General features: G+C 55.9%; 11 protein-coding genes and 1 pseudogene. All 12 read left to right on the plus strand.

Annotated elements, in window-relative coordinates:
- Positions 1–85 precede the first annotated feature (85 nt).
- The 12 genes and pseudogenes from NZ823_06885 to NZ823_06940 all read left to right on the plus strand — a co-directional run bounded on the left by NZ823_06885 (position 86) and on the right by NZ823_06940 (position 12,965).
- A pseudogene (locus NZ823_06885) lies at positions 86–955 on the plus strand (hypothetical protein).
- 96 nt (positions 956–1,051) lie between these two features.
- The gene (gene rpsT, locus NZ823_06890; GenBank protein MCS6804856.1) at positions 1,052–1,330 is read left to right on the plus strand and encodes a 30S ribosomal protein S20; all 279 of its coding nucleotides are present in this window, start codon (positions 1,052–1,054) and stop codon (positions 1,328–1,330) included.
- Between the two features lie 690 nt (positions 1,331–2,020).
- Complete coding sequence (locus NZ823_06895) at positions 2,021–2,971, plus strand: glycosyltransferase (GenBank protein ID MCS6804857.1); 951 nt, start codon at positions 2,021–2,023, stop codon at positions 2,969–2,971.
- A 96-nt stretch (positions 2,972–3,067) separates the two neighbouring features.
- The gene (locus NZ823_06900) at positions 3,068–3,874 is read left to right on the plus strand and encodes an RNA methyltransferase (protein ID MCS6804858.1); all 807 of its coding nucleotides are present in this window, start codon (positions 3,068–3,070) and stop codon (positions 3,872–3,874) included.
- A gap of 75 nt (positions 3,875–3,949) precedes the next feature.
- Positions 3,950–4,639 (plus strand): FHA domain-containing protein, encoded by a 690-nt coding sequence (locus NZ823_06905; GenBank protein ID MCS6804859.1) that lies wholly within the window; start codon positions 3,950–3,952, stop codon positions 4,637–4,639.
- A gap of 6 nt (positions 4,640–4,645) precedes the next feature.
- The gene (locus NZ823_06910) at positions 4,646–6,286 is read left to right on the plus strand and encodes a penicillin-binding protein 2 (protein ID MCS6804860.1); all 1,641 of its coding nucleotides are present in this window, start codon (positions 4,646–4,648) and stop codon (positions 6,284–6,286) included.
- Positions 6,287–6,358: 72 nt separating this feature from the next.
- Entirely contained in the window at positions 6,359–6,508 is a 150-nt protein-coding gene (locus NZ823_06915) for a hypothetical protein (protein ID MCS6804861.1), read from the plus strand.
- Between the two features lie 191 nt (positions 6,509–6,699).
- Positions 6,700–8,214, plus strand: coding sequence for an FtsW/RodA/SpoVE family cell cycle protein (locus tag NZ823_06920; GenBank protein ID MCS6804862.1), 1,515 nt, complete (start codon positions 6,700–6,702; stop codon positions 8,212–8,214).
- Complete coding sequence (locus NZ823_06925; protein MCS6804863.1) at positions 8,211–9,632, plus strand: protein phosphatase 2C domain-containing protein; 1,422 nt, start codon at positions 8,211–8,213, stop codon at positions 9,630–9,632. Before NZ823_06920 ends, NZ823_06925 begins: the two co-directional genes overlap by 4 nt.
- Positions 9,633–9,881: 249 nt before the next feature.
- A complete protein-coding gene (locus NZ823_06930; GenBank protein ID MCS6804864.1) occupies positions 9,882–11,372 on the plus strand; it encodes a serine/threonine protein kinase in 1,491 nt (496 codons plus the stop codon).
- 5 nt (positions 11,373–11,377) lie between these two features.
- Positions 11,378–12,280, plus strand: a complete 903-nt coding sequence (locus NZ823_06935) for a DUF3662 domain-containing protein (GenBank protein MCS6804865.1) — start codon at positions 11,378–11,380, stop codon at positions 12,278–12,280.
- A 10-nt stretch (positions 12,281–12,290) separates the two neighbouring features.
- The gene (locus NZ823_06940; protein ID MCS6804866.1) at positions 12,291–12,965 is read left to right on the plus strand and encodes a response regulator; all 675 of its coding nucleotides are present in this window, start codon (positions 12,291–12,293) and stop codon (positions 12,963–12,965) included.
- The last annotated feature ends 24 nt before the right edge of the window (positions 12,966–12,989 follow it).

Raw genomic sequence — 12,989 nt, forward strand, 5'->3', positions numbered from 1 at the left:
TCGGGTGAACATGGCGCCGGATGAGCCGTGCTGGCGCAGGCGCCTGCGGCTGTAACCAACGCTTAGGCGGCTACGGAGGAGTGAAATGGAATACGTGAAGTTTGAAAAGGTTTCGCTCAAGAACCACCCCCAACTCAACGAGCGTTGGGTGCAGGAGCGTATCGCAGAGGACCCGACAATATTAGGGCTTGGAGATGTTGTTCTATAAGGATAAAGAACGAATCCAGCCACGCGCAGGGCGGCTTGACCTACTCTTGCAAGACGCAGAATCAAGCAGACGTTACGAAGTCGAGATTCAACTCGGAAGCGTAGATGAAAGCCACATCATTCGAACCATCGAGTACTGGGATATTGAGCGCAAACGTTACCCACAATATGACCACACTGCGGTCATCGTCGCTGAAGATATCACAAGCCGCTTTCTAAACGTGATTAGTTTGTTCAACGGTGTGATCCCTCTTATAGCAATACAAATGAGTGCTCTCAAGCGTGGTGATGAAGTGGGTCTAGTATTCACAACTGTTGTTGACCAAATGTCTCTTGGGCTCGTAGGCGAAGATGAAGAAGTGCGAGAGACAACTGACCGTGCCTATTGGGAAAATCGCGGGTCAAGGAAAACTGTGGCAATGGCGGATCAATTGCTGGAAATTGCAAAGCAATTTGACGCGTCGCTTGAACTCAAATACAACTAATTCTATATCGGGTTAGCGAAACACGGGCAGCCCAGCAACTTTAGATATTCAGACCCAAGAAGGGGTTCATCAGGTTTGAGCCTAGACTGAAGAATTCACCTGAGATTCAAGAGAGCCTCGAAAACGCAGGACTTGATGTTATGGACTATGACACGCGCTGGGGACGTTACCGAATCAGACTACAACCAGGTGAGATTGAAAAGAATAAGCAAGTGCTGACTGAAGTTATCAAGAAGGCGTATGAAACTTCGAGCGAAGAATAAACGCCGCATAACAACGGCGTTTTCAGGCTGCTTGTCTTGACAGGGAAATGAGGCCGTCCGTATACTAACGCCTTTTTCAAAACAGAGGAAAAACGCATGGCACATCATAAGTCAGCAATCAAAGCAATAGCTCAGAATGAAAAACGGCGTGAAATCAATCGCCGGAACCTGAGTCGCATGAGAACAGCGATCAAGAAACTGCGGGCGGCAATTGCTTCCGGCGACGCAAACGCCGCTCAACGCCTACTGGGTGAAACAGTCTCCGTCATTGACAAATCCATCCATAAGGGCGTTGTCCATCGCAACGCCGCTGCGCGCTACAAATCAAGGTTAACCATGCAGGTCAACAAACTGGTCGCCCAGAAAGCGTCCTGATTAAACGTCCATGTCGTCGCCCGAACCGGCAAGAATGCCGAGAGTCGTTGCAAAGCTAAGTGGGTGGACAAACGTTCTGGGACATTTTGGGAGACGGGACGTTTTGCAGTGCGGTGACGTGTCACCGCTTTCCGGCCAAAGCTGCGATACGTTGCAGCACTCCAACAACGCCACGAACTTTTGTCACGTTACTTAGAAAGCATCTTGATCCCACGTCCGTTTGTTGTTTGCTGAGCATGGCCTAAACCGGCGTGTGCAAGCTCAATGAGCCGCTGATGAACAACCCGCTGCATTCAGTCCACTCATACACATTGCCGTTTGAAAAGCCCGCCTTCATGGCGGATAGAAGCCAGAATCACTACTGTCAATCGCATCAATAAAGCGTTACCGCTTGAAAACGGTCGCAGCCCAAACGAGAACCCATCAGGGATTGACTGTCAATCGCATCAATAAGCGTTACCATTTGAAAAACCCTCCTTCGTCGCAGATAGAGAGCTACGGAATCCGAAGCCGTAAATCCGCAATCCGCATTCCCCAGTCCGCAATTCGTCTCGGTCACGCTGCTTGCCTCACGCCGGCGTTCACCTGCCGTGTTGGTGGGTTGCCAACCTGAACGGCTCTCCTGGAACTCCTCGCCGTCAGGCAATCGCCGGCTTGCCTTCTGCCGGAGCGATTGGTTAGCGTTGCTGCATGAGCCATGATGCAACCGTGCAAGAGCCGCAGGTGTCAGTTGTCATTCCCACATTTAACGAAGAGCGTCACATTCGAAGTTGCCTGCGTTCCATCCTGAGTCAGCATACGCGCGTCAGTTTTGAAGTCATCGTCGTAGACAGCTCTACGGATGCGACGCCACAGATCGTTCAAGCGGAATTTCCTCATGTTCGGCTCATTCGGCGCGATCAGCGCACGTTTCCTGCCGAGGCACGCAATCTGGGCGTTGAGCGGAGTCGTGGTCAGGTGGTGGCGTTTGTGGATGCTGATTGCCGGGCTGACGCCTCATGGATTGAGGCGATTGTTGCCGCTCACCAACAACCTTATCTTGCCGTTGGCGGGTCTGTCTCATTGGCGCGTCCCTATACGGTCGCCGGCGCTGCGTTGTTTGCCATCGAGTTCTCGGAGTACCTGCCCAGTGGATCGCCGCGAGAGGCCCGCTGGTTGCCCTCGTGCAATTTGTCTGTCAAGCGTGAGGCGTTCAACCGATATGGTGGATTTCCCGTCACGATGGAGGCTTCGGAGGACATCATCTTCACACGGCATCTGGCCGTCTGCTCCGGCGTGCCATTATGGTTTGATCCGCGCATCCGCGTCGCTCACATGAATCTAAATTCGATGGAAGACATGCGGCGCCGATTGCGAAAACTTGGCTACTGGTCGGGTCGGTCTCGTCATTCAGGACTTGTCGCGGGCAAATTCCTATCGCGCCTTCCATTTCTGACACCGCTGCTCGTGCCATATCGGCTGACGGTGATCATCGGACGGTTGCTCCGCCGCTTGGTCGCTGATTGGCGATTGGTGCTGTGGAGCGTCGTATGTTGGCCGCTGCTGACCTATGCGCTGTGCGTGTGGGCGAGCGGATTTCGTCGTGGTGTGAGCGAGCCGCTCGAGGAAAACCGGCGCAGCGACACGCCCGATCATTTTTAATTCGTCAGAGAGATTGGCTGGCACGCGCTTGTCTTCGACCTGTATGAGCTGCTCGCAAAGCATGCGAAAAACTGCTACACTCGGATGCCGGCTCTTATGCCCATCTTTAGCCGTCACAATCCGCTGGTCAAGCGATATCGCCAAGTGCGGGTCGGCGTGGATCGCCACAGCTTCTTCCTTGAAGGAATTCGCCTGATTGAAGACGCGCTGCGCTCCCGGATCACCCTGGACTCGGTTATGGTCGCCAGAGATTTGCTAACCAATCCGGCAGTGGCCAAACTGGTTGGTGAATTGACACGGCAGGGCATTCGTTGCGAGGTGACCTCGTGGGAGATTCAGGAGTATCTCAGTGATGTGCAAACGCCCCAAGGGATCGTGGCCATTGCCCCGCGCCGACAATGGAGTATCGAAGAATTATTCGAGCGCATGTGTGGCCCCGCGTTGCTGATGGTGGTGGAAGGATGGCGTGATCCGGGAAACCTGGGGACGATGTTGCGCGCAGGAGAAGCGCTGGGATTGCACGGCGTCATCACCACGCCGCACACGGTTGATCCTTTTTCACCGAAAGTCATGCGCGCCTCGATGGGATCAGCCTTACGTGTGCCGGTGATTGATCGTATACGGCTGCATGCGGTGTTACCGTCGCTTGAGCAACGTGGGCTGCAGATTTTGGCTGCCACTGTGCAACGCGGAGAGACGATCACGACCGTTGATCTGACCAAGCCAACGGCCGTGTTAGTGGGCAATGAGGCCACTGGCCTATCACAGGAGGCGGTGGCATTGTCACATCAAATCATTAGCATTCCGATGAAGGCGTCGGTGGCGTCGTTAAATGCTGCGATGTCGGCAACCATTATCCTCTATGAGGCCGCGCGGCAACGAGGGTTCGCCGTTTCCGAGTAGTTGCGATGGGCGGGTTGGTATGCACGGCGTCAGTCAGTTTCGCCACGACGCGCGGCGCAATCTCACTTTACGACTATGGAACAGTTCTTACGCCGATGGGTTGAAAAGCTCGGAACACGCGCCGATGCATTGCTGGGGCGCAGTGGCAGTGGGGCCACGTTCGACTCGCTAGTTCCGGCTCTCTATCAAGCGATTGAGTCGCACCTGACAGCCGATCAACATGGCGTCAAACGGGTGTTTGCCGGGCGATTGCAGGTGGCTTTCAGTGAGCCGCTCTTCTCCCAACTGGATGAGGAGATGATCGAATCGCTTCGTCAAGAGTTGATCGAAACCGCCCGCTGTTATGTGCGCGATCATCGTTATCAATTGGGGACTAAGTTGGTCATAGAGATCGTGGGTGATCCATCGTTACGCGAGCCGTTTGCGCTGCGTGTGGCTGCGCCGCCATCCATCCAGCCGGCTCAGCAATGGTGGCTCCAACGAGAAGACGGTCGAAAGAGTTTGCTTTCGTTAGGCCAGGCTGATGCGCCACGCCGGGTGACGCTTGGTCGAGCCGGCGATAATGATATTGTCGTAGCTGACCCAACAGTCTCTCGGTTCCATGCCGCATTATCACTCAACCCGCGAGGGGAGATTCTCGTATCCGACCTTGGCAGCGCGAATGGGACATTTGTCAACGGGCAGCGGGTTGTAGAGACGCAGGCGCTGCATCTTGGCGACGAGCTGACGCTGGGCAGTGTCTCGTTTATCTTGATTCAGGAATAAGGGAGTGTGCTGGAAACCAGGTTCTTGACGATCATGTTTCTCATCAGCCTGACGGTCTGTGTCGGGTTGTTGCTCGCTCTGAGCTGGCAGGAGCGAGCTCGGTGGCGCAGCCGCTTGACAGCGGCGACGACGCTGCCGCGTGAGCCGGCTGCGTGGCTGCGTTGGATCGGCGTGATGGCCTGTGTGCTCTATGTCGGGTTGATGAGCATGCATGGTTACTGGTCGTTCTTCGCAGCCGGCCCACTGAGTGAGGATGCAGTCTTTGTTCAGCAACAACAGCGTCGGGACGTGCGGCATCGCCGGATTGAAGAGATTGGGCTGCGCGGATGGATTTTTGATCGGGCTCACAGTGTAGCCAGCGGCTTGGCTGGGTATCGCTGGGACGGAGGCAGCATGAAGCGCGTCTATATGCTCGGCCAGAAGGCGGTGCATGTGGTCGGTTATTCCAGCATGTTGCGCAGTCGGAGTGGAATTGAGTTGGCTTATGAGGATCGCCTAGGCAGCAGTTTGAGCCGTTGGCAGTTGTTGCCACGGCGCACCCTTGTTGGCGAGGATGTCGTGTTGACGTTGGATCAGGAGTTGCAATCGCTGGCTGCCGATCAATTAGCGCACGCCAACAAACCCGGCGCTGTGGTGATCGTTCAGGTCCACACCGGCGATGTGTTGGCGATGGCTAGTTTTCCCACCTTTGATCCACACATGATTGATCAGGACGATGTATGGAATCAGCTTCGCCGTGACCCGAAAAAACCGTTTTTGAATCGCGCGCTGCATGAGTACTATTTGCCGGGCTCAACCTTCAAAGTGATTGTCGCCGCAACGGCGTTAGCGCATGGTTGGTCCAATCCGAAATTTGTTTGTACGGCTCAAGGGTATCGTCCGCCTGGAGCCAGCAAGTTGATCTATGATGATCGAGGCCCAGCGCAAGCGCATGGTCAAATTGATCTCGGCGCAGCCATGCGCGTTTCATGCAACCAGTACTTCGCGCAACTGGGCGTCAAGTTAGGGTATCAGCAGTTGGCTGCCACGACCGAGCAGTTCGGATTTCGGCGAGACGCAACGCCCGAACAGGCACGGGAGCGTCAGTTTGATGCGCGTCTGTGGAACGATTCGCAGGCAGCGTTTTCACGTGTGTTCCGTCCCAATGTGAGCCGGCTGGTGCTTTCGGATCAAACAACGGCCGGCGACTTGGCCTTTCAAGCCTATGGTCAGGGATTTGTGCAGGTAACGCCTCTGCACATGGCGCTGGTCGCGGCAGCCATTGCTCATGATGGCCAGATGATGACCGCGCGATTGGATATGCAGCGTGATCCTCAATTGCTGCGGCGCGTCTTGTCGGCACAAGATGCCAGGACGCTTCAAGCCATGATGGTGCGGGTCACGGAACCGGGTGGGACGGCGGCTGGCCCGTTTGCGGCATTGCGAGCTAAGGGGATTCGCGCGGCGGGAAAGACGGGCACAGCCCAATTTATGGAAGGATCGCAGACGCGATTAGACTCATGGTTCATTGGGTTTGCGCCGGCAGATCAACCGCAGATTGCCTATGCCATCGTTGTTGAAGGTGGAGGATATGGTTCTGAGACGGCGGCGCCGATAGCAGCGGCGTTGGTAGAAGCAGCAGCGCGGAAGCGCTGGCTCAAACCATGAGCCGAGGCATCGGGGTTCAGCCTTCCTTTTGGAGGGGCTGCTGATGTCGTCAGGGACAACACGCGAGAAACGATGAAAATCGAGCACCGATTCACTGATTGGCTGATTGAAAATCTGTTCATCAGTGAATCTGTGCCTACATTTAGCGGAATGCCGATTGAAAAAACATTGAAAGAGCAGGCACGCGCAACGGAGTATGGCGTTTTCAAAGGCGCTGGATAGACGATGTGAGGCCATGAAATCCCAAGCTTGAAATCTCAAGACCGGAATTCACGTCTACGATGCAAGGTTAAATGAAAAACCGGCCGACAACTCACCTGTTCATTCAGTGCGTAGTTTGGGTATCAGCCCTCGTTGCTTATTGGGCAATCATTTCAGCAGCGCGCCTGCGTGGATATTCACCGAGTTGGACGATGGCCACCCGCGACCTTCTATCACTGGCTTTGCTGATTCTCGTTTTTGTGGTTCTGGTCAAAGTGTGGCGCTATCGAGGCAATTTGACGTTGTACACGTGCATTGTCATTCTCTTTGCCATTGGGCAGCTTGCTCAGTATCGCTTGTTCAGTGACCCTGAATACACAGGGCGCGGCGCGCAGAAATCCGCTGCGCGATTATCGAAAGCGCAAGCTATCCGGTCACGCGCGGTCGCCCAAGAGTATGACCGCGCCAAAATCGCTTATGTGTTCGGCGATGCTGCGATCAGCCTCGAGTCAGAGAATCCCGAGAGCGGCAGCGACGGCAATAAACGCAGCGAGGCGTTGAAAGAGGTCGCCCGCGTCATGCAACTGCCTCAGCCCGCCCGTGAGCCTTCTGTGGCAGTTGGTTTGACCCAGGTGCTGCTCTCTGCGCGGACCTGGGCGCCGATCTTGAGCGTGCTGGCATTGATGGTGGCATGTTGGTTTGTGTGTCGAGAAACGATGTTGCTGAGAGTGCAGCGGCACGGCTTGATGATCGCTGTGGCTACATTGTTGCCGTTGATGATCATCGTTGTGTTTTTCACGCGAGATGGCAAATTCATCGGTGGCATGACGCCATGGGAGCCGGCCAAGGTGCTGTTTCTGCTGAGCCTCAGCAGTATCTTGGTTGATTCTTATCGTCCGTTGAGCAAAACGCGCTGGGGTGTGCCACCGATGCGATTCCTGCTGCCGTTGATCGTGACGGCTGGTTGCGGGTTAGTTCCATTTTTTGTGCTTGGTGATTTTGGTCAGCTCTGGGTGTTTAGCATAGTCTACGCTGTGTTGTATCTGGTGGCGGTCAAGCGGCCTGGCCAATTGATCCCAGGGCTGCTCATTCTGGTCGCGGTGTTCGTGTTGTTGTCATCGGTCGGCGGCATACCTGAGCGCGTCATCTATCGCTATTATCTGTGGAGACAAACATGGCAGCCGCCGCCAGAAACAGCCCAGTGGTGGACGCCTTACCTTGAGGATATCCGCAAGCAGTACGGCGCTGCCGCATCGGTGACGAACGAAGATGCCTGGTTCGATAAAGGGTCGCAACTGATCCAGGCCATCTTTGGCATCAGTCGCGGACAGCTTGTCGGCGCTGGTTTCGGGCTGGGGCTGCCAGAGATCGTGCCGGTGGCCGATTCCGATTTCATCTACTCAACCATTGCTGAAGAGTTGGGCTGGATTGGCGGGGCGAGCCTGTTATTCGTGTTCTTGCTGCTTGGCGCGGCTGGCTGGCGCGAGGCGATGTTGGCCACAGACATGTACACGAAATTGCTGGCAGCCGGGGCAACGGCGTTTCTGCTCGCGCAAGCTTGGGTCAACGTCGCTGGCGTCGTCAAGCTTGTGCCGATGACGGGCATTACGCTGCCGTTTGTCAGTCATGGTGGCTGGTCGTTGTTGACATCGTTCACGATGGTAGGAATTTTGTTGGGCATCTCACAACGAAATGCGCTACAATTGAACCCACCGAGTCAGCCATGAAAGTAGAGCCAGGAAAACCGGTTCAATCGAGACCGTTCAAATATGGTCACTACGGGTTTGTGAGTGATCGCGGCCTCAATCCCAAGCGTGTCACGAACGAGGATAGCTATGTGACGTTGCAGGACGTTCCCCTCTTTGCCGTGGCTGATGGCGTGGGCGGACAAAATGCCGGCGACGTGGCGAGCCAGGTTGTGATGCAAATCCTCAAAAATCAGTTCATGAATAAACGCCTGCCGGCGCAAACGAGTCAGTTCCTCGATCAGGTCATCGCCTATGCCAACCGCTATTTGTATGACATGGCCGTTGACGATGAATTGCTGAGTGGCATGGCGACGACGCTGGCGCTGATTTTGCTCGAACGCAAACAAGCGACGCTCAGCCATGTTGGTGATAGCCGCATCTACCGGTATACCGATGGCGTGCTCTACCGAGAGACGAAAGACCATTCCTTGGTCGAAGAGTTGGAAGACGTGGATCGCACGCTGATGGGAACAATCAACCGGAATATCATCACCCGCGCGCTTGGCATTGAACCAGAAGTGACGCCTGAAACGAAAGTCATCCCGATTCCTCCCAATACAACTTTTTTATTGTGCACTGATGGCATCACGCGTCATATCAGCGATGAGGAATTGGCCGAGATATTAGCTCAGGAACCTGACCCACAGAGCGTTTGCGAAATGCTCAAGGCGTTGTGTTACGAGCGAGGCGCCAAAGACAATCTGACGGCCATCGTAGTCAAGATGGAAAACGCGCCGTGGATCAGCGGGAGCTTGAGCCGTGACTCAGCAGAATCTGTCACTGCGACAGAAGACGTCAGCAAGCGTCGGCTGGCGCGCGTTCAGGTTGATTTATCCAAGCCTGCTGCCGGAACGACGCCGACGCCCACGCCGGTTGCCGACGACGAGCCGGCGACGACTCAGGCGCAGACGTTGACAGGTCATCTGCCGCAACAGAACGTGGTGATGCCTGCGGCACACGGATGGGGGCGTCGTGTCCTCATGCCGTTGTTTCTGGCGCTGGCTGTCGTGGTCGCCTTTTTCGTCGGCGTTTATGTTCGACCGGTCTTCTCTCCAACTTCTCCGTCAGAGCACGCCGCGCTTCCTGCGTTGACGCCAACTCAGCAGGCGCTCGAACAAGGGCGTCAGGCGTTTGAAGCAGGCGAATACACACGAGCTTTGAATGTATTTCGACAAGTGACGATCAACGAGCCAGGGCTGGCTGAGGCTCATCACTGGTTGGGGAGAACGCACATGGCCATGAAGAGCTATTTGTTGGCAGCCGAATCATTCTCAAAGGCTGCCGCGCTCGGCGGGCATGCAGACGATTATTGGCGCGCCGCCGCCGCTTTTCATGCAGCAGGCGACAATGAGAAAGCCATCGCCGCCTTGGCAGCATCGCTCAAGGCGAAACGCTAGCCCGGCGCGCAAGTGAGTTTACCCTGGGAGTGCCAGCCGGCAAGCATGAGCCCGCAAGAGCGGGCGCTCCCCGGTAGAGGCAATTGAAAATCGCTATGGCAGGCACACACGTGAACCTTTCGGGCAACAAGCCACACCGATGGCCGTTGCTGCTGCAACGCCGTTGCATCAACGGTCAGCTCAGCCGCTGGGCTGTCAGGTGGAGACGCGCCACCTCGTTGTGGCTGACCATAGCGTGAGTACGCAGCAATGTACGAACTCGATCTTCATGGTTTGACCATCAAGGGCCGATACCTCATTCAGCGTCACGTCCGCTGCGGCAGTTATACGGAGTTATTCAGGGGATATGATCGGCAGACCAAGCAGTTGATCATCCTCAAGGCGTTGAATGTGGCGCTGAAAGGGATGCCGGACCCCGAATTAGAACAGAAGTTAATCGCCTATTTCCACCGAGAAGCCGAGGTGCTCGGTCGGTTGCAACATCCTCATATCATCACGTGCCTCGACCACGATCAAGCCATTGATCGGAATCGTCGAACATTTCCTTATCTGGTGATTGAGTACATGGCCGGCGGTGACCTGATGCACTTGTGCCGGCAGCAGCCGCTCTCGTTGGATCGAGCGTTGCATTATGTTGAGCAGGTCTGTCAAGGGCTCTCGTACGCGCACCGGTGCGGCATCATCCATCGCGACATCAAACCGCAAAATCTCTTGCTTGATGCGCAGCAGCGCGTGGTCAAGATCAGCGACTTTGGCATCGCCAAAGTGTTGCAGGATGATCAGGCCGAGGTCACGCGCGGTATCGGCACAGAAACCTATGCTCCGCCTGAGTGCTTTGGTTTTGAGGGCCCGACGGGCGAATTGACGCCTGCCGCCGATGTCTACGGCTTAGCCAAGACGCTTTACGTCATGCTGAGTGGGGAAGCGCCCCGACAGTTTTTCCAGCAGCCGATCACCTCACTGCCGTCAAGCCTCTCGGCTCAGCCGTGGGCAGAGCCATTGTTACACATCTTGAATCAGGCCACACAACATGAGCCAGCCAAACGGTACGCCACGATCACTGCATTTCAGGAGGCATTGAACAGCTTGAGATCGGTCGTTGCCCAACCGGCGCCTCAACCTCAAGATGACGCAACGGTCGTTCGTGGAGCTCGTAAGCCGGCTCGCGCGCTTGATCCTTCAATCCGCATTGCTCTCACGCGGCCTGACCGAGTTGAAGTGAGTCTTGGGTCTGACGCGCCGCTCACCACAGGTGAGGCCTTGGAGGATGCGCGGCCTGATCGAGTCGAAGTGACTCTTAGACCTGAGAGCGCGCCGCCTGGTCAAAGCGAGCAACTCGGGTCAACTGGCGCCGGTTCGGCTTCGTCGCCTGGTGCTGTATCAGCACGGCGCAGTCAGCCAGCCGGGTGGGATCGGCACGTATTTATGTTCGGCGTCATGGCCGGATTTCTGGGTATCATGTTCTGGGTTCATGATCGGGTTGGATTGGGCAGCCGCCGAGGGACCCAGCAAACTGCTGTGGTCATGGCTGAGAATTTGAATCTCCGTGAACGGCCAACGACCTCTTCCGCCGTGCGGTGTACGATTCCGGGTGGAGCGCGAGTCGAAATTTTGCGAGAGAGTTCTGATGGGGTGTGGTTGGAGGTTGAAACCCTCACATGTTGGGACGTTCAACGGCAGGGCTGGCGGCGCGCTCGCGGATGGGTCTCAAGCCGTTACGTGAAACGCAGTGGAGGATAGCGGTCATGGCTCCGCGATGGTTGAAAAGAATCAAAGATATGATCAGCTCGCTCGATGAAGATTATGAGCAAATGGAATCGGCCTCGCCGCCGCAACGCTGGAATGAGCTCTTTGATCGCATCGCGCGTGAAATCGAGCGGGTCATGCGAATGGAGATGTTTCAGCCGCCCGGCGAGCCAATCTATATTCCTTCGGAGTATTTGGTCTTCATGAGCATGGCTGATCATGATCGGTTGCAGGGGGCTAAGCGGCAGGGGTTTGTGCGCGGCTTGGGGAATCGAGCGGCCGAATCGGCGCGGCAACTGGCCGGCACAGCTCGATTGCACGCGGATAGGTTTTGGGTTGAGCTTCGCGTGGACAGCGGCTTGGCCGAAGGTCAGTTTTATGTCAAACCGTCCTGGGATGTGGAGCCTGAGCCAACGGTGGTTCAGCTAGCGCCGCCGCGCCAGCAAAGGACGCCGCCGGCTGCGGAGTCGGACGATGAGTTGACGACCATTCGGCGGCAGCCGCGCTTTTACATCGAAGTCCAACGTCACGGCGTCCCGCAGCCGACAGTCTATCCTGTCTATCAAGCCGAAGCGCGCGTCGGACGCGGCAGCAAAGACATACCGGTGGATGTGCCGTTGCCCGAAGATCGAGAGATCAGCCGCTTGCACATGATCGTCAAACAGACGCCACGCGGATATGAGGTGACGATGAAGGGGCAAAATCCTATATCTATTGCCGGCATTGAGCTGGAGCGCGATCAAACTCGATCGCTTCGACCGAACGAGCCGGTTCATGTTGGCATCTACACGATATGCATCAAAACCGATCTCGTGGCCAGCGCCCGTCAGCGTGACAGCGATGAATCCAGCGGAACCAGAAGTGAACCGCGTCTGGGTATTGAATCAGAACGAAACGTCTGAAGTGACAGCGATGAATCCAGTGAAACCAGAGCGTCAACCCCATCAGCTTATTGACGATTTGTTGCGTCAAGCGCAGGACGTGCAGGCTCGCCTCAACGAGTTCGTCGAACCATTGCAACAATGGCGTGACGCTTGCGAAACTCGACCGGCCGCGCTTCGCCTCTGCGAATCGGTCAACTTGAAACTGAGCCAGGCGCAGCAGCTCCTCACAGAGATGATCGCGCATCTTCGCCAGATGCAAATGTTGTCGCCGCCTGCTTCTACCCAGAGGACTGAACAGCCAGACCATTCGCGTGCGACCCCACCAGCCGCGCCGGCCAAACGCATCCTGGTCGTGGACGATGAGCAACATGTGCTGGAGCTCGTCAGCCGTGTGTTAAAAGCGCGTGGTTATCACGTTGAGACGGTCAGTAATGGTCATGAAGCGATTCGCCGCATCGAAGCGAATTTCTATGATCTGATCATCGCTGATCTCAAGATGCCTGACATCGGCGGCATGGACGTTTACGCCCATATCGAGCAGCACAATCCCAGGCAGGCGCGTCGCGTGGTCTTCTCCAGTGGCGACGTTGTCAGCCCTCATACGCTGGCCTTTCTGGAACGAACCGGCTTGCCGTTCTTAGTGAAACCGTTTTCCGTCCGCGAGCTGACCGGTTTCGTTGAAAAGGCGCTCGCCTCTGATTGAGCCTGCTTGCTTGATCATGCCGAT

The organism is Blastocatellia bacterium (assembly GCA_025054955.1).
Classification (GTDB): domain Bacteria; phylum Acidobacteriota; class Blastocatellia; order HR10; family J050; genus JANWZE01.